Origin of the sequence: Psychrobacter sp. KH172YL61, from assembly GCF_007182895.1 — a bacterium.
Classification (GTDB): domain Bacteria; phylum Pseudomonadota; class Gammaproteobacteria; order Pseudomonadales; family Moraxellaceae; genus Psychrobacter; species Psychrobacter pacificensis.
This window is the reverse complement of the sequence record NZ_AP019516.1, coordinates 318,118-338,896: the sequence shown is the minus strand read 5'-3', so window position 1 is coordinate 338,896 and position 20,779 is coordinate 318,118. Positions and strand designations below refer to the sequence as shown.

Here is a 20,779-nt window from a genome sequence, read left to right as displayed (position 1 = left end):
CTTACTCGTACAAACGCTGATAGATAGCGGGCTTGCCAAACTCACCAGTCTTAGCAATAAGGTCAGGATTCATCATATAACCACCTACGTTCATCGATTGACCAAGAAAGGCGCCTTGTTCTGCAAACATTTGATGTTGCGTCGTTGCATGGTTCTTACTCATCGGATCATGCAAATCATTATTTATCATTGTTTGGCTATCGTGGATAAACTGGGTGCTTAACGGCTGCTGCTCATCTCTAAAAATATACTGCAATATAGCCACTTGACCGCCCGCAGCTTGCGCCAACTGCGGAATGATCTGTTCGACCAACACCATTTGTAATTGAGCTAAATCATCGACTGAAAATAAAAAAGCATGGCCCAACTGCGCCTCGGCTCCTAGCGTCTGTGTGATACGCATGTTTAAGCCTGTTAGCAATTTGCTTAAATCTACCGTGTCTGCTTGTGCACGATCAGTCGCGCTAGCGATATCACCAATTATCGGTAATAATTCAGGCTGCGGTGGACAATCAATGAAGCGGAAACGTCGACGCAGTGCCATATCAAGGGGCGCAAGGGAGTGATCTTGTGTGTTCATGGTGGCGTAGATATCAATATTGGCAGGCACACTAAACGCACGCCCAGAATACGCCAAATGAATCGTCATCGCATTTGGTTTGCCAGCGCGCTTGTCTGGCTCAATCAAACTGAGCAGCTCGCCAAAGACTCGTGACACATTGGCGCGATTGATCTCATCAATCAACATCGCGTAACGATGCTGAGGGTCACGCGCGGCACGCTGGCATAGCTTTAAAACGCTCCATCTTGAACGGCGTAGCTCATCTGGGTATTACTCGAGTGACTGTCATTTGCCTGAGAAGAGTTACTTACAATAGGACGAATACCTTCGACAAACTCTTCATAACCGTAAGCCTGATGAAAGCTCACCATACTAAAACGCTGCTGACCAGAGTTTTGGTTTTGATTGGACTGGTTATCATGCTGTGCCTGCTGAAACTCCGCCAATTGCTGTGACAACTCTGTTAGCAACACCATACTCTCAGGCAGTAAATACCATGCGCCGCTGTTATCTTTATCAAAATATGCTTGGCTGGCACGGTTTTTATAACTCACTGTGTCTGACGTCGTAGGACTGTGCATTTGCAATACAGACCAAGCGGTATTGCTTAGGTTTTTCTCTCGATCGTTTTGCAGTGCTTTTGTAGCAAAGAAAATATGATTAACCAATTCAGGTACTTTTACCAAATCTTGCTTTTTTGACTGAAGATCTAAGAATATCAAGCATACAACATCACGCCAGCTTAGGCTTTGCAACAGCTGCCCAAGTAGCGCTTCATTATTTGTCTCAGGCAGGTAATCGGTATATTGCTTCGCGATTTGGAGCAATCGATAGGTTTTGCCAGTACCCGCGACGCCAGTATAAATAATATTGGTCGGCTCGTGAGTAGACATATCAGACATAGCATCATCCAGTATTGAAAATTTATGAAATAAGACGTACCAACATCACGCTATTATAGCGCGGTGGTCTCGTAAGAGATTGTCTACTAAGCAGATCCGTGCATCACCATTGAGCCATTTTAATTATTTAAAACTATATCCTAGCAACACAATATAGATGACTGCTGTTTTATAAGCGCAGCAGTTCATGCTAATAATAGTAGGAAAGCAGCGGTTAATGTACCATAGTGTTTGTAATGGCTTTGCTAACAGTGACTGTTTGCCACTATCAAAAACAACATTCGATTTATCTACGTTAAGGAAATTTGTATGTCAGGGATTATTAAAAAAACTGCCCGTCAAGCTGACCAATAAAAAACCAGCCAAAGTCTCTGATAGCACAAGATCATCCATCGAAAAACCTAGCAGCACGCTAAAACCAATTAGTAATCAATTTACCAAACTGTTGTCTGTGACCAAATATCTACCTGCCAGTGCACGCTCAAGTATTCTCTCAAAAGCCTTTGGCAAAGTTGTACCCTACGTAGGGACAACAGGCGTGTACTATGAAATGGTTGAGCCCAATCAAGTCATCGTCAGTCTAAACAATGTCAAAGCAGTACAGAACCACATTGGCTCAATCCATGCAGTAGCCATCACGTTACTGGCTGAAACGGCAACGGGATTTATCTTGGGGTTAAACTTACCCTCTGATCGCGTACTACTGATTAAATCTTATTCCGTTAATTTTTATCGCCCGATCAAAAAGGTCAAATTGCAGCCGTAGCCAGCCTATCTGATGAGCAGCGCTTGCAGATTTTAAATACGCCAAAAGGTGAAATGGTTATCCCTTGCGTCATTGATGACCGTGAATCTGATAGTGACCGCGACCCGATTGTAGTGGAGATGACTTGGGCTTGGATTCCAAAATCTGAACTAGAGGCACGCCGCCAAGGCAAAGCACATGAAAATGCCTCAGAAAATAATACGGATACTACAGTAGATAACGAGCAAGACGACACACTCTCTGCAGATGACGAGACTATTAATAACAAATAATCGATTAAACCGACATAACATTTGCTATCTGCATTTTGTGGCGCATCTAGCATGTTTATGATCAATCAACTTAATAAGGAGACAAGGATGTCCAAACTTAGCACCTATTTACCTATCGTACCCTGGTTGCTATGTGCTCATTAGGCTTGGCTGTTGGTGCTAACGCCAATCCAGCGACAGCTCCTGCCGCTAATATTAAATCTAGCCCAACTTTTTTTGGGTGATGGCGGTCCCTACCCTTTCTCAGAAGCCGTACGTGTTGGCAATACATTATATATGTCGGGACAAATTGGTATTAAAGACGGCAAGTTGGTCAAAGGCGGTATCGACGCTGAAACCAAACAAACACTAGATAATATCCAGAACACGCTATCCAAATACGGTTATCAAAAATCCGACCTGATCAAATGCACAGCCATGCTGGCAGATATGGATGACTTCGATGACTTTAATAAAGCCTACAAGATGGAACTGTCCAAACCTTATCCTGCACGCTCAGCGTTCGGCGTATCGGAGTTGGCCGCAGGAGCGAGCGTTGAGATTGAGTGCATCGCTGCCAAGTAATAGCAGTTGAAAACGTTACCCTGTTAATTTCGAAAAAGATCAGATAACTGGCTATTTCGCTCAGTTATCTTTTTCTGCTTTTCAGACATTACTCTCTAGACACTGTTCTCCAAATACTGTTTCTCATTATTTATAGCTAAGCATTTATACCAGTATCGTGTCATCCGTTAGGGCGCTTTCTTTCGTCACTCTCAGCACCTCTTCTAATGTCGTGCGCCCTTCTATCACTTTACGTAGACCATCCGCGCGAATCGATGGTGTCTGCTGGCGAGCATACGCTTCTAACTCATACTCAGCGGTATTACTATGAATCATACGGCGCAGCGTATCATCAACTGGTACGACTTCATATATCGCCGTACGTCCTTTAAACCCCTGACTGATTGCATTTATCGCAGCCTACTGGCTTGGGTAGACGAATCGCCTTACTTGTTGCATTTTCAATATCGCTGTCCAATACTTTCTCAATACCAATTTCGGTAAAAAGTTTGGCTTGTTCGGTGTCCGCTGCCTGCCAGCCATGACAATGTGAGCATAAAGTACGCACCAAGCGCTGTGCCACCACGCCGATCAGTGACGACGATAATAAAAATGGCTCAACACCCATATCTTGCAAGCGAGTGACCGCGCCAATCGCGGTATTGGTATGCAGCGTTGATAAAACCAAATGCCCTGTCAAAGACGCCTGTACAGCGATCTCTGCCGTCTCTAAATCGCGAATCTCACCCACCATCACCACATCTGGATCTTGACGCAACATCGCACGCAGACTTTTGGCAAAGGTCATATCCACCTTATTATTAACCTGTGTCTGTCCGATACCGTCGAGCTGGAACTCAATGGGATCTTCGGCGGTCAAGATATTGCGCGTTTGGTCATTCAAATCAGTCAATGCCGAATATAGCGTGGTGGTCTTACCTGACCCCGTCGGCCCTGTGACCAAAATAATGCCATGCGGACGATGAATCAAGCGCTTCAGCTCGGTATAGTCATTATCAGATAGTCCCAAATACGTCATGTTAAGACGTCCCGCTTGCTTGTCTAGTAGACGCATCACCACGCGCTCGCCAAAGCTCGACGGCAGTGTCGATACACGCACATCAACTTCTCGCCCTGCCAGTCGTAAGCTAATACGCCCATCTTGCGGTACACGCTTTTCAGCGATATCCAGCTTGGCCATGACTTTGATACGCGAGACTAATAACGGAGCCAGTTGGCGTTTTGGCGTGATAATTTCTTTAAGCTCGCCATCGACTCGAAAGCGAACCACCAAGCGTTTTTCAAAAGTTTCGATATGAATGTCCGAGGCATTTAGGCGAATGGCTTCTGACAACAGCGCATTAATCAGACGAATAATCGGCGCATCATCTTGCTGATCCATCAAGTCTTCAGTCTCAGGGACGCTATCTGCTAAACTATCAAGATCCGGATGATCCTCAAGCCCAGCAGCGATATGCTGCGACTCTCCGGTATTCCCAGCGTAAGCCGCGTTCATACGTTTTTCAAAAATCATCCGAGCTGACACTTTCGTAAGTTGGTACGCCGCGACTGCCTTGCTGCTGCAAAAACCGCACCGCTTCATTGATTGCGGATAATGGGGTGGCTTTCGTCAATACCAAAGTTGGTGGCAACTCAGGGTCAATGGCGAGTATGGCCAAAATCTGATGGCGTTTCGCAAAGCTGTACGGCAACTGCATCATAAAGACAACCTAATAAATAGAGATAGTGTCAAATAGACAATCACACCAAAGCACTGTAAATACACTGAGCTTGACTGACCAAGCCCAAAAAGATTGCAAGTAAGATTGCATGAGTTTGTTATAATAACATTTTGTTTTAGACGCGTATTATTTTATGTGGTCGGCGTTTTTTATGTATCGCCACTCGCCTATTTTTACGGTATATATAGCCAACTTATCATGCGATTTTTTATTTTGCTAACAGTGCGCTATTATTGTCTACTGCACTTTTTTAATATTACTTAGAAATCTCGTTATATTTTTTCTGTCCACCTTGCCCGCTCGCCATTAGGATTTTTAGTTATGTCAGAGACCGTTAGCACTGCTACTCACCCGACACCACTTTTGCAAGATACCTTTACTGTTGGTAGTCGTACCTTTTCCTCTCGCCTGCTGGTCGGTACAGGCAAATATAAAGACCTGAGCGAGACTGGAGAAGCCATTGCCGCTTCGGCAGCAGAAATCGTGACCGTCGCTATTCGCCGTACCAATATCGGACAAAACAGCGACGAGCCAAACTTGCTCGATGTCATCTCCCCCTGACAAATACACGATTTTGCCGAACACGGCTGGCTGCTTCGATGCCGAAACTGCCATTCGTACGTGCAAACTTGCGCGCGAGTTATTGGACGGGCACAATCTGGTCAAGCTTGAGGTATTGGGCGATGAAAAAACCCTTTATCCTAATATCACTGAGACCTTAAAAGCGGCGCAAGTACTGGTCGATGATGGCTTTGAAGTCATGGTCTATAGCTCAGATGATCCTATCGTCGCCCAAGAGTTAGAGAGCATGGGCTGCGTCGCTATTATGCCACTTGGTAGCTTGATTGGCTCGGGGCTTGGTTTGCTTAATCGCCATACCCTCAGCCTCATCATCGAAAACGCCAAAGTACCTGTGTTGGTCGATGCAGGTGTCGGTACTGCCTCTGATGCTGCAATTGCCATGGAGCTTGGCTGTGATGGCGTTCTGATGAATTCAGCAATTGCCCATGCACAAAACCCTGTGATGATGGCACATGCCATGAAACATGCCGTATGGGCAGGCCGCGCCGCATTTTTGGCAGGTCGTATGCCAATGCGTAAGATGGCAACTGCCAGCTCACCGCAGACGGGCTATTTTTTCCAGTAAGCGCTTGCTCGGGTCACCCCTAACAAAAAACCGATTATAAAATAATAAGACGGAAATCTGATTGGGTCAGCACGCCGTCAGTTATCATTTTTATTCATTATCGTCATAAAAGGATTTATTATGCGACTTCTCACAGCAGTCGACCAGTTGTTCTTACTTCTTGAGTCGCGTAAACAACCAATGCACGTTGGCGGATTGTTTTTATTTGAATTACCCGAGGGCGCTGATAGCGACTTTGTTTATCAGCTGGTAAAACAAATGCAAGAATCTGATGTACCGCCGAGCTTTCCGTTCAATCAGGTGCTAGAGCATTTGGTGTTTTGGAAAAAGACAAAGATTTTGATGTAGAGCATCATTTACATCATGTGGCGCTACCGAGTCCTGGGCGTATTCGTGAGCTGTTGATGTATGTCTCAAGAGAGCATGGGCGACTGCTGGATCGTGCGATGCCTCTCTGGGAATGCCATGTCATAGAAGGAATTGAGCCAGAAGTAGAAGGTGGGCCTGAACGTTTTGCTTGGTATTTTAAGATTCATCACTCGCTCGTTGATGGTATCGCTGCCATGCGTTTGGTAAAAAAATCCTTATCACAATCCCCTACCGAACCCGTCTCGCTACCAGTATGGTCACTGATGGCGCGTCACCGTAATCAAATGAATGCTATTTTGCCTGCCGAAAGATCTATCAGGCGCATCATGAAAGAGCAGATATCTACCATCAAACCGGTATTTACAGAACTGATAGACAATCTGAAAAACTATGGTGATGAAGGCTATGTCGGTACGTTTGACGCGCCGATGAGCATTTTGAACAGGCGCATTTCCGCATCACGTCGTATCTCGGCGCAGTCTTATGACATACAGCGCTTTAATAAAATTGCCGAAAGATTAAAAATCAGTAGAAACGATGTGGTATTAGCCGTCTGTGCTGGCGCTATTCGTCGTTATTTGATCTCAATGGATGCTCTACCCAGCAAGCCGCTGATTGCGTTTGTACCGATGTCACTGCGTACTGATGATAGTATATCGGGCAATCAGCTGTCATTTGTACTAGCGAATTTGGGCACACATTTGGACAACCCATTACGCAGATTGGAGCTGATCCATCGTAGTATGAATAATGGCAAACGTCGCTTTCGCCGTATGAATCAAGCGCAAGTCATTAATTACAGCGTCATCGCCTATGCATGGCAAGGTATCAACTTGGCGACTGGTATCTTTCCCAAAAAACAAGCCTTCAACCTTATCATCTCTCACGTTCCTGGTTCTGAGAAGCCGCTATATTGGAATGGCGCGCGCTTACAATCACTGTATCCCGCTTCTATCGTATTCAACGGTCAAGCCATGAATATTACTTTGACCAGTTATTTAGATAGAATTGAGTTTGGCATCACTGCTTGCAGTAAAGCATTACCGCGTGTCCAAGACATGCTCATGCTGATAGAAGAAGAGCTACAGTTGTTAGAAACTGTCAGTCAAGAGTTGGCGTTTCAAGGTATTACGGTCGAAGACAAACGCGCTAAAAAGCAAAAAAGCTGGCTTCTTAACGGAACCAGCTTTTTTATGTTTGACTCGCTCAGCGTTTAAGCCTGCTTATTTTATAATTAGAGCACATCGCCCCAAATTGGCACGACGGTTTGCATCAATGGCTTGAGCAGTTTGACGTTACAAGCAAAGATAGAGCCTGAGGTCATAGAGTTGTGCGCGCCAGTATGATCGACCACCACGCCGCGTGCTTCAGTGACGATAAGCTCACCTGCTGCAATATCCCAAGGCTTAATCGACATTTCAAAATAGCCATCAAAGCGTCCAGCAGCAACATAACACAAATCAAGCGCCGCTGATCCTAGACGGCGTACTTGACCACCGGCTTCCGATATCTTTTGCAAGCTCTCAAAGTGCTGCTTGGCATAAGAGATCACTTCGCCATTACGCTTACGCTCAAGCGGATGACCTGTGGTAAAAAACCCACCATCGATGGTTTTGCGTTCGCTGACGTTAATGCGGCGTTGGTTCAAACGTGCGCCTTTACCACGGCTAGCAGAGAACATCTCATCACGGACTGGGTCATAAATGACACCGTGCTGCGTCACGCCTTTGTGCTGTACAGCGATAGATACGCAGAACTGCGGTACACCATGAACGAAGTTCTTAGTACCGTCTAGCGGATCGATAATCCAGCACCAGTCGGCGTCTTCGCCGCGACCTTCTTGCATACCAAACTCTTCACCCAAAAATGAATGATTCGGATAGCTGGCTTTTAGCGTTTCAATCGTGAGCTCTTCGCTAAAGCGATCGATGCGCGTCACCAGACCATCAAGTCCTTTAGACTCGATATCTAACTCGATTTTGTGACGGTTTTGATGCGCATATAAAATCTCTTTACCAACTTTTTTCAGCAGTACGCGCTGCGATGACGACCATGGGTTCCATAAATAACCTATTTGCTTGATGAATGAATATAAAAAATAAAACCAACTCTGTGCCCACAACATGCCAAACAGCCGCCGCATCACACCACATCTATGCGATTAAAAACGTATCTTTTATAAATAAAAACTTATAAACGACACCCGCATTATACTAAAATTGTTCGATAAAAACGAAAAAACCGTCACGCTGACCAAGCCAATATTTTGGTGGTCATACAAACTGCGCAAGTTGTAAAAAAGTTGGCACCTACGGCTAGCAGGCGTTTGCTCTGTTTAAAGAGCGAGTATCTGTTTACAGTAATAGCTTTTAAAACAATAATTTGTAAATAATACTGCAAATCTAAAAAGTAAAATTTACGACAACAGTTGCTTAAGCTGCTTAATAACACCTATCACATCTAAACCACAATCAGCCCACTGCTCTGCCTGTGAGCCATGCGCGATAAAGCGATCAGGAATACCGATGTTGTTAACAGCTGGACGCTGACGTTTAAAAGCAGCCGATTCATTGAGCAAGTATTCATTCACTGCACTACCAGCGCCACCCATAATCATATGCTCTTCTATGGTTGCGATATGCGTCACCCCTTGCGCCAGTAAACTCTCAAGCATAGCTGTATCTAACGGTTTTACCCAGCGCATATTGACCACATGTACCTGACACTCTAACGCTGTATCATCACTGGTTAAGCTCTCGGCCGCTTGCTGAGCAGTCGCAACCATCGTACCAAAAGCCAATAGTGCTAGCTTATAAGGCGCATCATTGCTGCCCAATACTGACTCAATAACGGCTTCACCGATTTTATAAGTCTGTGCTGGCTGCTCGATAACGGCGCCTGTACCGGTACCACGTGGATAACGCACCGCCGTACAACCTTGATACTCATAGCAAGTATTGAGCAGATGATAGCATTCGTTTTCATCTTTTGGCGCAGCAATCACTATATTCGGGATACAACGTAAAAAGCTAAAATCAAACACGCCTGCATGCGTGGCACCATCTTCACCAACGAGGCCTGCACGGTCAATTGCAAACATGACATCGAGATTCTGTAGCGCCACGTCATGAATCAGCTGATCGTATCCGCGCTGTAAGAACGTCGAGTAAATCGCCACAATAGGTTTGACACCTTGCGTTGCCATACCGGCCGCTAGCGTAACCGCATGTTGTTCGGCAATAGCCACATCAAAAAAGCGTGTTGGAAAATGACGAGCAAAGTCAATCATGCCCGAGCCTTCTTCCATAGCAGGGGTAATCGCGAGCAACTTATCGTCTTCAGCCGCTTTATCGCATAAAAAATTACCAAATACTTGCGAGTATTTTAGCGCAGGTTTTGTGTTTTGCTTTAATGCTTCTGCAGATATGCTCTGAGACTCATTATGAATCTCTGCTGGTAGCTTACTAATCGCGTGATAGCCGACCGGATCTAGTTCTGCTGGTGCAAAGCCTTTGCCTTTGGTGGTATAGATATGTACCAAAACAGGCCCTTTGACTTGCTTGGCAATTGACAACACACGTAGTAGCTCAGGGATATTGTGTCCATCAAACGGACCAAAATAGGTAAAGCCAATCGCTTTAAATAAGTTATCTTCTAATTGCGGTACATCACGCATCTCTTTGTGACGTTTGCGGCGATCAAATGCTTGCATATCAGGACGCTGGCAAAGCACAGGCTCACCTGACTCAGAGATATCGACTTGGTAGCCCGACTCCCAAAGCATCGCTAAATGCCGCGAAAAACCACCGATAGAACAAGAAATCGACATATCGTTGTCGTTCAAAATGACTAGTAGATCGGCATCTTGTTGGACTGCATCGTTCATGGCCTCAAAAGCCATACCACCAGTCATCGCACCATCACCAATGATACAAGCAACCGTTTGCGCGAGGCCTTGATAGCGCAGCGCCAAGCTCATGCCCAAACCGGCTGAGATAGAGGTTGATGAATGCCCAACGCCAAATGTATCGTAGATAGACTCTGCACGCTCTGGGAATGCAGTCAGACCATCTTTTGATCTGATCGTTGCCAGCTGCTCACGGCGACCGGTCAGGACTTTGTGTGCATAGGCCTGATGACCCACATCCCACACTATCTGATCCTGCGGAGCATCAAGTAGATAATGCAATACAATCGTCAGCTCAATCACACCCAAATTGGCGCCAAAATGCCCACCGCTTTGTCCTGCTGAATACAACAAAAAAGACGCAGTTCATCAGCCAGCGTAATCAGCTGAGTGGTTGAAAGCGTATTCATATCAGAAGGTGTGTTAATGGCATCAAGCAATGGCGTATGCGGACGCACGCGAGGAATCACAGTATAAGTCTGCTGTAAGCTCGATAGCTGGGCGGCAGAATCAGATACTGATGCAGATGAGGACTGAGACTTTGGGGAATGAAGTGACTGCTGCATAAACCGTACGATACCTACCAATCTGCTGACAAGACGTGTCTCCAATATAGCAATAGCTACAATTGAGAGACGTCAATAATATCTACATCATTATTGATGTAATCGACCATATAATTATTCATGCAACTTTACGTGTATATAGCTGCGCTACGTATCATATGAACACGCTACCACAGTAGATCGTGCCTCAAAACTACGTGCTTTAATACCAAGGACTATTATTATGCCCTATTATTTTGCATCAATATCGGATGTTAGTGACGACATAGTAATGTAAGGATAAAGACTTGTCACTGTATCCACCAAAATAGTATGGCATAATAGCATTTTAATTGTCGCTTTAATCATCGTGCGTCGTCTGTGAACTTTGTGTGTTTTTATAATAAATACAATAAGCACGCGTTCTTTATGAAAGGGTTATACTGCTATCATCTTGGCCTTATCGTTCAGGCTAGAATGTTATCGCGGGTTTAATAGCATTATCACAAACCCTTTACCGCCACGATTATAGGCTTATGCAGGACAGTAATGTCATATCAATTTATCACTAGTGCCAAACTACCCACTCGTCATGGCGAGTTTGATATTCATATCTTTGAAAACGACGAAGGCCAAGAGCATGTCATGCTGACCGTCGGTCTGTCTGTGGTCGATCAAACGACAGGCACAATGACAGCACCTAGCTCAGATGACACGTCGTCGCAAAGACCAATTCCGCTGGTTCGGATTCATTCTGAGTGCCTAACAGGCGATGCGTTTAGCTCATTAAAGTGTGACTGCGGACCACAGCTCAATACTGCCATGCAAGCCATCCAAGAGTCAGGTTGCGGTGCGATTTTGTATTTGCGTCAAGAAGGTCGCGGTATCGGTCTGACTAACAAGATTCGCGCTTATGCCCTCCAAGATCAGGGACACGACACGCTGGATGCCAATCTCATGTTAGGCTTGCCTGCTGATGCGCGTATCTATGATATGTGTGGTCCGATGCTTGCCCATATCGGTGTCAACGCTGTCAGACTCATCACCAACAATCCAAACAAAGTTGCTTATTTGACGGAGCACGGTATTGACGTTGTCGAACGGGTGCCATTGTTGGTCGGTGTCAACGATATGAACGCTGAATATCTAGCAACCAAACGCGATCGTATGGGGCACATGCTCGATAAAGATTTTAATACAGCCATACACCTAAATAAATAGATGTCTTATGAGTATTTCAAATATAGATAACCAAGCAGACCTCTCAACCGTAGCGTCAGAGACCACGCCAACCAATCAAGACATCCTGCGCGTACGGGCGTTTTTGGTGGACCTGCAGGCTCGTATCTGCGACGCCTTAGAGGCACAAGAACGCGATGGCGGCGGCAATGCAACTTTCGTCCCTGACGATTGGGAGCGCAAAGAGGGTGGCGGCGGTCGTTCGTGCGTATTGACAGATGGCACGGTCATCGAAAAAGCAGGCGTGATGTTCAGTCATATCCATGTCCACAATTTGCCTGCTTCTGCCACTGCACGCCACCCTAATATCGCTGGTCGCAAAGCGCAAGCCATGGGCGTGTCCTTAGTGGTACATCCCAAAAACCCAAATGTCCCAACCAGCCACGCTAACGTACGTTTGTTCGTGGCAGAAGCAGAAGGCGAAGCGCCGATTTGGTGGTTTGGCGGCGGCTTTGATTTGACGCCTTTCTACCCCGTACTCGCCGATTGTGTACACTGGCATCAGGTCTGTCATGATCTATGCGCGCCTTTCGGTGACCATATTTATGCTGATTTCAAACAGTGGTGCGATGAGTATTTTCATCTGCGTCACCGCGATGAGCAGCGTGGTATCGGTGGTTTGTTTTATGACGACGTCAGTACAGAGAGTCGCGGCTGGGATTTTGAGACTTGCTTTAACTTTATGAAGGCCGTTGGCAATGGTTACCTTGACGGTATCATGCCGATTTTTGAGCAGCGTAAAGATATGCCTTATACCGAAGCACAGCGTGAGTTTCAGCTCTATCGCCGTGGCCGTTATGTAGAGTACAATCTGGTCTACGATCGTGGCACTTTATTTGGCTTACAAAGTAACGGCCGTATTGAGTCGATCTTAGTCAGTATGCCACCTCTTGCCAGCTGGCATTATCGGTTTGAGCCGGCTGAGGGCACACCTGAGTTTGAGTTGACTGATTATTATCTCAAGCCGCGTGATTGGTTGGCTCTCTAAGCTTTTTTAAAGCTCAAGAATGTTAGGTTTGAGAGTGTAGGTCAGCGATTATCGTTGGCCTTTTTTATATCTAACAAACGTTTTGCTAAAGGGGTCTTATATCATCCGATGATTACGAGGATATAACATTATATTGCTCCCATTCTGCCGACAAACGCTACAATAGTAGAGACTCTTTCGCAGCCACTGTGCGCAAAAGAATCTTAAGAAATATTTTTATAATAATATTTGAGGTAAGGCAAGCGTGATAGCGATGCCTACTATTAGCCACGTTTAAAGGAGTAAGTCATATGGCACAGGTTTATACCAAAAAATCTTTGAAATCTTTTTTTAGCATCACCTTAATGGCAGCGGCGCTGGGTTTGACAGCGTGTAGCGGTGCAGGCGACGATCCTGATATCAAAGCGCGCCAAGACAGCATGAAAAGCTGGGGCGATGCGATGGGGGTCATGGGTGATATGGTCAAAGCCCCTGATACCTTTGATGCGGCGGTTTTCAAAGAGCAGGCATCATTCTTGGCAGAAGATGCGGCAAACCCTTGGAGTCACTTTGAAAACCAAGAAGCCATGGGCAACGCGACTGAAGCCGTATGGTCAAATGCTGATGGTTTCGGTGCTGAAGCGGACAACTTTCAAAAAGTGACGGCTGAGCTAAATGCTGCTGCACAGTCGGCTACTAGTGTCGAAGACGTCCAGGCTGCCTTTGGTGAAGTGGGTGCAAGTTGTAAATCGTGCCATACCGAATTTAGAGCAAAGAATGACTAACTTTTTGTACTGGCCTAGTATAATCAATCCTAAATAAAACAGATACATTATATATCAAGGTGGAACTGGTCTAAATTTTCCTTACGTGCTGTGCCTACGCTGCTCGATGCTGCGAAAAATTTATCCCAGTCCCACTGTATCGTTTTTATACTGAATTCACTATAGTTTGTAGAAAGACAAAAAAACCGCCATATCATTGAATATGACGGTTTTTTATTGCTCAAAAAACATCACGTGAAGACAGCTCTTTGAAATAACGCTCTAAGCAAATTACTCTGTCTCTGCTTTTTTGGCATTATCATCATCATTAACATTAACATTAACATTGTCATCTTGCTGCTTATTTATCTGCTTAACAATAGATTTCACTGAAGGATCGCTCAAATCTATTGTACGTATAGGGAAAGGAATATTGATACCGGCTGCATCCAGCGCTTTTTGACTTCTACAATGACTTGATGAATAGAAGCGACTTTATTAGCCTGAGTGCCGTTATCAATAAACCAACGTACTGTCAAATCCATAGAAGAGCCGCCAAACCCTGTCGCAATTACGCTTGGCGTCGCTTTTCTCGATACGCTATCAACTTTATCCAAAGCTTGTAGAATCTCAGCTTTTGCTGTTTCGATATCATCCTCATAACCAATACCGACCGCCACTTGCAAGCGGCGCTGTTTGTAGGCGGTATTGACGGTTAATGCCGAGGTATACAGCTCCGAGTTTGGAATCACTACTTGCCGACCATCATAGGTTCTAATCGTCGTTGCACGAATCTTAATGTCTTCAACGGTGCCTTCGTAGTCGCCTGAGATAATCTGATCACCAATACGAAACGGCTCTGAGATCAGCAATAAAATACCAGAGAGCAGGTTTTGGAAGATGTCTTTGAAGGCAAAACCAATCGCCACCGAACCAATACCCAGCGCGCCGATTAATTTGGCTGGTGTAAATCCTGGAATAGCAACAACCATGGCGATCATAAAGCCAATAAAAAATATCAATGCCCCGCCTATGCGCTGAAACACTTTCACCAAGTTTTGATGACGCACGCGCGCCTAAGGTTTTATGCACGACTTTTTTGAAAAGTATCGACAATAGCCAAAAAATCCCCAACACAATGAGCGCCGCTACAAAATATGGAATGCGCTCAATAAAGCCGCTTGCCAAGTCTTGCGTGGTATAGACCACTTGTTGATAGATGGTTACACCATCGGTTAGCGTGTTCGATAGGCGACTCACGTCGGGGGTGGGCATAAAGGGTTGCTCCTATTGCTGTTTTAGCGCGCGTTTAAGGGGATAAATAAATGAACATCTCACTACTGTTTTGCCAGTTATGACATCAAATCAGCTTGTACGATTTCAATCCAGTAGCCATCAACATCCTTGATAAAGGCAATGTTTTTCATGCTGCCGTCTTCTGGACGTTTTTTGAACTCAACATCGTTCTTATCAAACCAAGCGATGGCTTCATCTAGGTTCGGTACGCTAAAACAAATGTGTCCAAAGCCTTGAGGGTCTTGGTTGCCATCATGATAGCTAAAGTCAGCTTTTGTCTCAGTGCCATAATTATGGGTCAGCTCTAAGATACCGCGCTGACGGAAAGCAAAGATTTCTAAATCATCACCAGCAGGCAGGTTCTCACGCTCGCTCTCAGTTAGCTTTGCCAAGAAATACAGATCAAATTCCATATCAGGGAATTTTTTGACCGCAAGCAGTGTCATACCCAACACGCCAGTATAAAACGCCAATGACTTGGCAGGATCTTTGACGCGTAGCATAGTGTGATTGAAAGTAAATCCTGTCGTTTGCGTAGAGATTGACTGGACGCCATCTGTACTGATACTGCTCGCAGGCTGTGCGATGGTCGCATTATTATTATTGTTAGTAGACATAGTTATCCTAAGGTTATTCAAAAAGAGTGTTATAAATAAGCGAATCACGACTGTCATGATTCACTGCTGTCTCTCATCATAATAAAAATTGGCAAAATAATTGATAGGGTTTTGTAAGAATATGAACAAAGTATGTTCATGTTTAGATATATTAGCTGTCTAAGAACCTCACCTTACCTGTCTCTAGGTCATACTCAGCACCGACAACAAGTAGCTGACCACTATTGGTCAAGTCCTCTAGTGCCCGCGAACCATGTCTGAGCTGACTCACTGACATACGCACATTGGCACGGATAGAACGATCAACCAACTCATCGGCATCGACGTCTTGACCATTGGCGGTCGCCAGCTCATGCAAGTTATAGACACTTGGGCGAATGCGATCAACGATCGATTGCAAATTAGGAGAATAGTTCTGATCAGGATTGATCAAGGTCTCAACGCAGGCCGTGACCGCGCCGCATTTTGAATGTCCAAGGACTACCACCAACTTTGTGCCAAAGGCTTCGGCGGCAAATTCGATTGAGCCAATCTGTGATGGCGCCACCACATTGCCGGCCACACGTATGACAAACAAATCCCCCAAGCCTTGATCAAAAACAATCTCAACAGGTACTCGTGCATCCGAGCAGCCCAAAATAATCGCCAATGGATTTTGATCCTTGACCAATTCTGGGCGACGCTGCATATATTCATCGGTACTGGTGAGACTATCCACGTAACGGGCATTACCTTCTTTTAAAAGCTCAAGGGCTTCTTGACCTGTTGTTGGACGTATATCAGTAGGCATGAGAGATCCTTTATTATCAATAATATGAGAGTTATAAACGGCTTTATATACTTGTATGCAAACATAAATGGGCAGATGACTATTCACACTCACCCATCAGATGCCTTACGTTTGTCAGCCATACCGTGATTGTATAGGAATAGAGGCCAAAAAACGGTAAAAAATTTTGTTTAAATGTCGTTATACGCCAACTTATAACTGTAAAAATATAGCCGTAACCATCGCTGCTATGACGGTACGACTCGCGTAACTTATAACGAACTTGCACTGATTTATATCACGGGTTTGTTATAATACGCAGCAATCAGACAGCTATCAGGCAGCAATCAAATCGTGCTTACGCTCTTGCCAGTTTTTTGATGACATCGAGATACCTTGATGGCTGCATTGATTTACTGCTCTGATCTATTTGACGCTTAGGAACAGATATTATGACCGACCCATCGCCAAGCACGCACAAAACCTCTGCGTCACCTCAAAATGACAAGACGTTGCTGCAATTAAATGGTATCAAAAAAACCTACGATCAAACTGAAGTGTTAAAAGACATCAACCTTGATATCAAGCACGGCGAGTTTTTGACACTGCTTGGGCCCTCAGGCTGTGGTAAGACAACCTTGCTGCGCTTGATTGCAGGTTTTGAGCAGCCCAATGCGGGGACAATCTATCTAGATGGCGTACAGATGGCAGGCTTATCCGCTGATAAACGTCCGGTCAATACGGTATTTCAGCAGTACGCATTGTTTCCACATATGAGCGTCGCCCAAAATGTCGCGTATGGATTAAAGCTAAAAAAAGTGCCAAAAGCTGAGATTCAAGCTCGCGTCAGCGAGATGCTGGCTATGGTGCAGTTGGAGCATTTGGCCAATCGCAAACCGCAGGATTTATCTGGTGGGCAGCAGCAGCGCGTGGCGATCGCCCGTGCGGTGATCAATCGCCCCAAGCTATTACTACTCGATGAGCCACTATCCGCGCTTGATCACAAACTACGTTTGCAAATGCAATCAGAGCTCAAGCGTCTACAACGTGAGCTGGGCATTACCTTTGTATTTGTCACGCATGATCAAGAAGAAGCGCTGTCGATGTCAGACCGCATTGCCGTGATGAAAGACGGCATGTTCCAGCAAATTGGCACGCCTATTGAGATTTATGAGACTCCTGCCAACTTGTTTACTGCCAAGTTTATCGGCGAGACCAATCTGTTTAGAGCTGAGGTCAAGGGTGTCTATCCAGACCTTCCAGATCGTGATGGCAACGTGACCAATGGACGCATCGAAGTTGAAGTCTGTGAGGCTCAAGCGCAAGAAGGGCCAACAACGCTACGTAACTTGCGTCGACCCAATTTTGCCAATGATGTACAAGTGGGCGATATCGTCAATTTACTACTTCGTCCCGAAGACTTACGCATATATGATCCAAAAGATAATGAGCATAGCGGACTACTGGGGCGCGTCATCGAAAGTAATTATAAAGGCAGTACGTTAGACTCGATTATTGAATTGGCAAATGGCCATATCATTAAGGCCTCTGAGTTTTTTGATGAAGATGACCCAAGCTTTGATTACAAACTCAACGAAGGCGTCAAGGTCTCATGGGTTGATGGCTGGGAGTGGGTATTGCCAGAAGACGCTGACCATACAAACAAGGCGACTGTACAAAAGGATGGTAGCTGATGGCCCGCAACCACTTAGGCAGCAAAAGTCCGTTTCGTACGGCAACGCTCTGGCTGATCTGGGGTTGGCTACTGATATTTGCGCTATTACCAAATATATTGGTCATCGCGGTCAGTTTTTTAACCCGAGATAGCAGCGCCTTTATTAGCTTACCTATCAATATTGACAGCTATGTGCGCATGGTTGATCCGTTATATTTTGAGGTGTTCGTTCATTCATTGTGGATGGCAGGTATCACAACGGTTATCTGTCTACTGCTGGGCTATCCTTTTGCATGGCTCGTGTCCAAGGTAAAGTGCGATGGCAGCCGTTACTCATGCTGCTGTTGATCCTGCCCTTTTGGACCAACTCTCTGGTACGCACCTATGCGTTAAAGCTGCTCTTCGCGAATAATGGCTTGATTAATAAGTCACTGCTGGCAATCGGTACCATTGATGCTCCTATCGATATTTTATATACGCAAGGCGCGGTCATTGCTGGTCTAACTTACTTATTATTCCCATTTATGGTATTACCGCTATATGCCGTGTTTACCGATTTACGCAATGACATGCTATTGGCTTCTCAGGATTTGGGTGCATCAAAAACACAGACCTTTTGGCATGTGGTACTACCACTGACGACGCCAGGGATTATCTCTGGCGTACTGCTCGTGCTGTTGCCTGCGATGGGTATGTTTTATGTGGCGGATATTTTGGGCGGCTCTCGCAACCTACTCGTCGGTAATATCATCAAAAACCAATTCTTAGACGCCCGTGACTGGCCGTTTGGTGCTGCTGCTAGCGTGTTATTGACAGTGGCAATGGCGGTATTATTACTGGCTTATCGCGCCAGTAGTCGCCGCATTGGCAAGACTGACTTTAACGAGGTGGCCTAATGTCTTATTCACGTAAGCTCAAGATTGGCAGTATCGCTGCCAAAGGCTATCTCGGTCTTATTTATACTTTGTTATATCTACCCATCATTGTTTTGGTGGTGATGTCATTTAACAAATCAAAAATTGGCTATAACTGGGGCGGCTTTAGCCTAAAGTGGTACGAAACACTATTTAACAACCAAGCGATGCTCGATGCATTTTGGCACTCTATTGTCTTGGGTTTGGTCGCCGCTACGGTTTCGACTTTGATCGGGACACTGACAGCTCTAGCGCTGCATCGTTATAACTTTCGTGGTAAAGGCCTGCTAAACGGGCTGCTATTTGTGCTGATGATGTCGCCTGAGATTGTCCTGGCTATCTCACTACTGGCACTGTTTTTATTGATAGGCTTACAGCTAGGCTTTGTGTCTTTACTGATAGCGCATATCACCTTTTGCCTGCCGTTCGTGGTCATTACTGTTTTTGCGCGTCTGAGCAGCTTAGATGAGCGGCTAATGGAGGCAGCGCGCGATTTGGGCGCATCTGAGTCGACGATGGTACGCACGGTGCTGATTCCTGTTATTTTGCCAGCGGTCATGGCAGGTTGGTTACTCGCCTTTACCTTGTCACTCGATGACGTGGTGGTATCGACCTTTGTCACAGGCCCTAGTTATGAGATTTTACCGCTGCGTATTTATTCGATGGTGCGGGTAGGCCTCAAACCAGAAGTCAATGCGATAGGTACGTTATTGCTGGTCGCCTCGCTAGTATTGGTGGTCATCTCACAGCTGTTGCTACGTAAACGCTAGCAACAATCACTCATTGACAACATCTATGAGTGAAAATCAACACAGTATCCACTATAATGAGTTTTTCTCACTTTAGCGGTTAGGTCTTATCATGCTTGAGCTTCGTCATCTTAATACCTTAACTGCGCTACGAGCGCATGGTTCACTTGCGGCAGCGGCCGATGAGCTACACGTCACTGCTTCTGCCGTTTCACATCAACTAAAAGAGCTAGAGAACTATTACGACGTCAGTTTGGTCAATCGCCGCACCCGCCCGCTCACTTTCACGCCAGCAGGTAAAGCTGTGCTAGCCTTAGCGGATAATATCATGCCGCAAGTCACACGTACCAAAAACGATCTAAAGCGCTTAGCGCATGGGCAAGCCGGTCGCCTGCGCTTAGCGTCTGAATGTCATAGCTGTTTTGATTGGCTGATGCCGATACTCAATCACTATCGCCGCGAGTGGTCGGATGTCGAGCTTGATTTTGCCACGGGCTTTGAGCCTGAGCCGCATCATCTCTTGATGGAAGGCGATATCGATTTGCTTATTACTACCAGTGATTTACCGCTCGACGGTATTAGCTATCAGCCATTGTTTGAATATGAGAGTCGCTTGGTGTTGTCGCCAACACATGATTTGGCAGCACAGAAATTTATTGAACCAGATGATTTGATTAACGAGACATTAATCGCTTATCCAGTAGAAGCCAAGCGTCTCGATATCATTGCCAATTTTATGACGCCAGCACAAGTGAGCTTTGAGAGTGTTCGTACCACAGAGCTGACCGCAATGTTGATTCAGTTGGTTGCCAGTGAACGTGGCGTGGCAGCCCTGCCCGATTGGGTAGTAAGCGAGTATGAGAAAAAGGCTGGGTCGTCTCGCGACCATTAGGTGATGGCGTACATTGTCAGCTATATGCAGCGACGCGTACGGCGAGCCAAGATATGGCTTATATGCAGGGTTTTGCGAGTTTGTTAGAGGGTATTGTAAAAGCCATTGTAGGGTTTATTGACTATAATCACTGTTAGCTTTC

The 20,779-nt window shown here is 45.6% G+C and carries 16 protein-coding genes and 6 pseudogenes; 13 read left to right on the top strand and 9 right to left on the bottom strand.

All coding sequences use genetic code 11. The features are described from left to right. Window position 1: 1 nt before the first annotated feature. Window positions 2–748: an AAA family ATPase gene (locus PKHYL_RS01750; protein WP_240365835.1), complete on the bottom strand. Its 747-nt coding sequence runs from the start codon at window positions 746–748 to the stop codon at window positions 2–4. Between the two features lie 44 nt (window positions 749–792). Next, window positions 793–1,464, bottom strand: a complete 672-nt coding sequence (locus tag PKHYL_RS01745) for a hypothetical protein (protein ID WP_240365834.1) — start codon at window positions 1,462–1,464, stop codon at window positions 793–795. 217 nt (window positions 1,465–1,681) lie between these two features. Between PKHYL_RS01745 and PKHYL_RS17930 the strand changes: the two genes are divergently transcribed. The 3 genes from PKHYL_RS17930 to PKHYL_RS01735 all read left to right on the top strand — a co-directional run bounded on the left by PKHYL_RS17930 (window position 1,682) and on the right by PKHYL_RS01735 (window position 3,066). Then, on the top strand, window positions 1,682–2,230 hold the full coding sequence (locus PKHYL_RS17930) for a DUF4442 domain-containing protein (protein WP_332835916.1): 549 nt from the start codon (window positions 1,682–1,684) through the stop codon (window positions 2,228–2,230). Between the two features lie 23 nt (window positions 2,231–2,253). Then, window positions 2,254–2,502, top strand: a complete 249-nt coding sequence (locus PKHYL_RS17925; protein WP_332835915.1) for a hypothetical protein — start codon at window positions 2,254–2,256, stop codon at window positions 2,500–2,502. Between the two features lie 216 nt (window positions 2,503–2,718). Continuing rightward, on the top strand, window positions 2,719–3,066 hold the full coding sequence (locus PKHYL_RS01735; protein WP_240365833.1) for a RidA family protein: 348 nt from the start codon (window positions 2,719–2,721) through the stop codon (window positions 3,064–3,066). 144 nt (window positions 3,067–3,210) lie between these two features. Here the strand turns inward: PKHYL_RS01735 and gspE are convergent. Together gspE and PKHYL_RS01725 are read right to left on the bottom strand one after the other, a co-directional pair. After that, window positions 3,211–4,552, bottom strand: a pseudogene (gene gspE, locus PKHYL_RS01730) (type II secretion system ATPase GspE); the annotation flags it as partial. A 16-nt stretch (window positions 4,553–4,568) separates the two neighbouring features. Then, window positions 4,569–4,766, bottom strand: coding sequence for a hypothetical protein (locus PKHYL_RS01725; protein WP_240365832.1), 198 nt, complete (start codon window positions 4,764–4,766; stop codon window positions 4,569–4,571). A gap of 384 nt (window positions 4,767–5,150) precedes the next feature. Here PKHYL_RS01725 and PKHYL_RS01720 point away from each other — a divergent pair. Continuing rightward, window positions 5,151–5,934: pseudogene (locus PKHYL_RS01720) on the top strand (thiazole synthase). 120 nt (window positions 5,935–6,054) lie between these two features. Beyond that, window positions 6,055–7,520 (top strand): annotated as a pseudogene (locus tag PKHYL_RS01715) (WS/DGAT/MGAT family O-acyltransferase). Between the two features lie 17 nt (window positions 7,521–7,537). On the opposite strand, the pseudogene PKHYL_RS01710 reads toward PKHYL_RS01715, so the two are convergent. Both PKHYL_RS01710 and dxs read right to left on the bottom strand, forming a co-directional pair. Next, window positions 7,538–8,366: pseudogene (locus tag PKHYL_RS01710) on the bottom strand (inositol monophosphatase family protein). Between the two features lie 353 nt (window positions 8,367–8,719). Further along, window positions 8,720–10,776 (bottom strand): annotated as a pseudogene (gene dxs / locus PKHYL_RS01705) (1-deoxy-D-xylulose-5-phosphate synthase). 528 nt (window positions 10,777–11,304) lie between these two features. Here dxs and ribA point away from each other — a divergent pair. The 3 genes from ribA (at window position 11,305) to PKHYL_RS01690 (ending at window position 13,746) form a co-directional block, all read left to right on the top strand. Continuing rightward, a complete protein-coding gene (gene ribA / locus PKHYL_RS01700; protein ID WP_093067447.1) occupies window positions 11,305–11,976 on the top strand; it encodes a GTP cyclohydrolase II in 672 nt (223 codons plus the stop codon). A 7-nt stretch (window positions 11,977–11,983) separates the two neighbouring features. After that, on the top strand, window positions 11,984–12,982 hold the full coding sequence (gene hemF / locus PKHYL_RS01695; RefSeq protein ID WP_093067444.1) for an oxygen-dependent coproporphyrinogen oxidase: 999 nt from the start codon (window positions 11,984–11,986) through the stop codon (window positions 12,980–12,982). A gap of 290 nt (window positions 12,983–13,272) precedes the next feature. After that, window positions 13,273–13,746, top strand: coding sequence for a c-type cytochrome (locus PKHYL_RS01690; RefSeq protein WP_093067440.1), 474 nt, complete (start codon window positions 13,273–13,275; stop codon window positions 13,744–13,746). A 386-nt stretch (window positions 13,747–14,132) separates the two neighbouring features. Here PKHYL_RS01690 and PKHYL_RS01685 read toward each other — a convergent pair whose 3' ends face one another. The 3 genes from PKHYL_RS01685 to PKHYL_RS01675 form a co-directional block, all read right to left on the bottom strand. Further along, window positions 14,133–14,795, bottom strand: a complete 663-nt coding sequence (locus PKHYL_RS01685) for a mechanosensitive ion channel family protein (RefSeq protein ID WP_240365831.1) — start codon at window positions 14,793–14,795, stop codon at window positions 14,133–14,135. Window positions 14,796–15,077: 282 nt separating this feature from the next. Beyond that, window positions 15,078–15,638: a lactoylglutathione lyase gene (gene gloA / locus PKHYL_RS01680; protein ID WP_240365830.1), complete on the bottom strand. Its 561-nt coding sequence runs from the start codon at window positions 15,636–15,638 to the stop codon at window positions 15,078–15,080. Window positions 15,639–15,789: 151 nt separating this feature from the next. Then, window positions 15,790–16,428, bottom strand: a complete 639-nt coding sequence (locus PKHYL_RS01675; protein ID WP_093067434.1) for a carbonic anhydrase — start codon at window positions 16,426–16,428, stop codon at window positions 15,790–15,792. Between the two features lie 431 nt (window positions 16,429–16,859). Between PKHYL_RS01675 and potA the strand changes: the two genes are divergently transcribed. From potA to PKHYL_RS01650, 5 genes and pseudogenes are all read left to right on the top strand, one after another. Continuing rightward, window positions 16,860–18,101, top strand: coding sequence for a spermidine/putrescine ABC transporter ATP-binding protein PotA (gene potA / locus PKHYL_RS01670; RefSeq protein WP_093067429.1), 1,242 nt, complete (start codon window positions 16,860–16,862; stop codon window positions 18,099–18,101). Beyond that, a complete protein-coding gene (locus tag PKHYL_RS01665) occupies window positions 18,101–18,430 on the top strand; it encodes a hypothetical protein (protein WP_240365829.1) in 330 nt (109 codons plus the stop codon). Before potA ends, PKHYL_RS01665 begins: the two co-directional genes overlap by 1 nt. Then, the gene (locus PKHYL_RS01660) at window positions 18,376–18,978 is read left to right on the top strand and encodes an ABC transporter permease subunit (RefSeq protein WP_240365828.1); all 603 of its coding nucleotides are present in this window, start codon (window positions 18,376–18,378) and stop codon (window positions 18,976–18,978) included. The genes PKHYL_RS01665 and PKHYL_RS01660 overlap by 55 nt, the downstream gene beginning before the upstream one ends. After that, window positions 18,978–19,766 (top strand): spermidine/putrescine ABC transporter permease PotC, encoded by a 789-nt coding sequence (potC, locus tag PKHYL_RS01655; RefSeq protein ID WP_240365827.1) that lies wholly within the window; start codon window positions 18,978–18,980, stop codon window positions 19,764–19,766. The genes PKHYL_RS01660 and potC overlap by 1 nt, the downstream gene beginning before the upstream one ends. A 91-nt stretch (window positions 19,767–19,857) precedes the next feature. Further along, window positions 19,858–20,774 (top strand): annotated as a pseudogene (locus PKHYL_RS01650) (LysR family transcriptional regulator). Window positions 20,775–20,779: the final 5 nt, after the last annotated feature.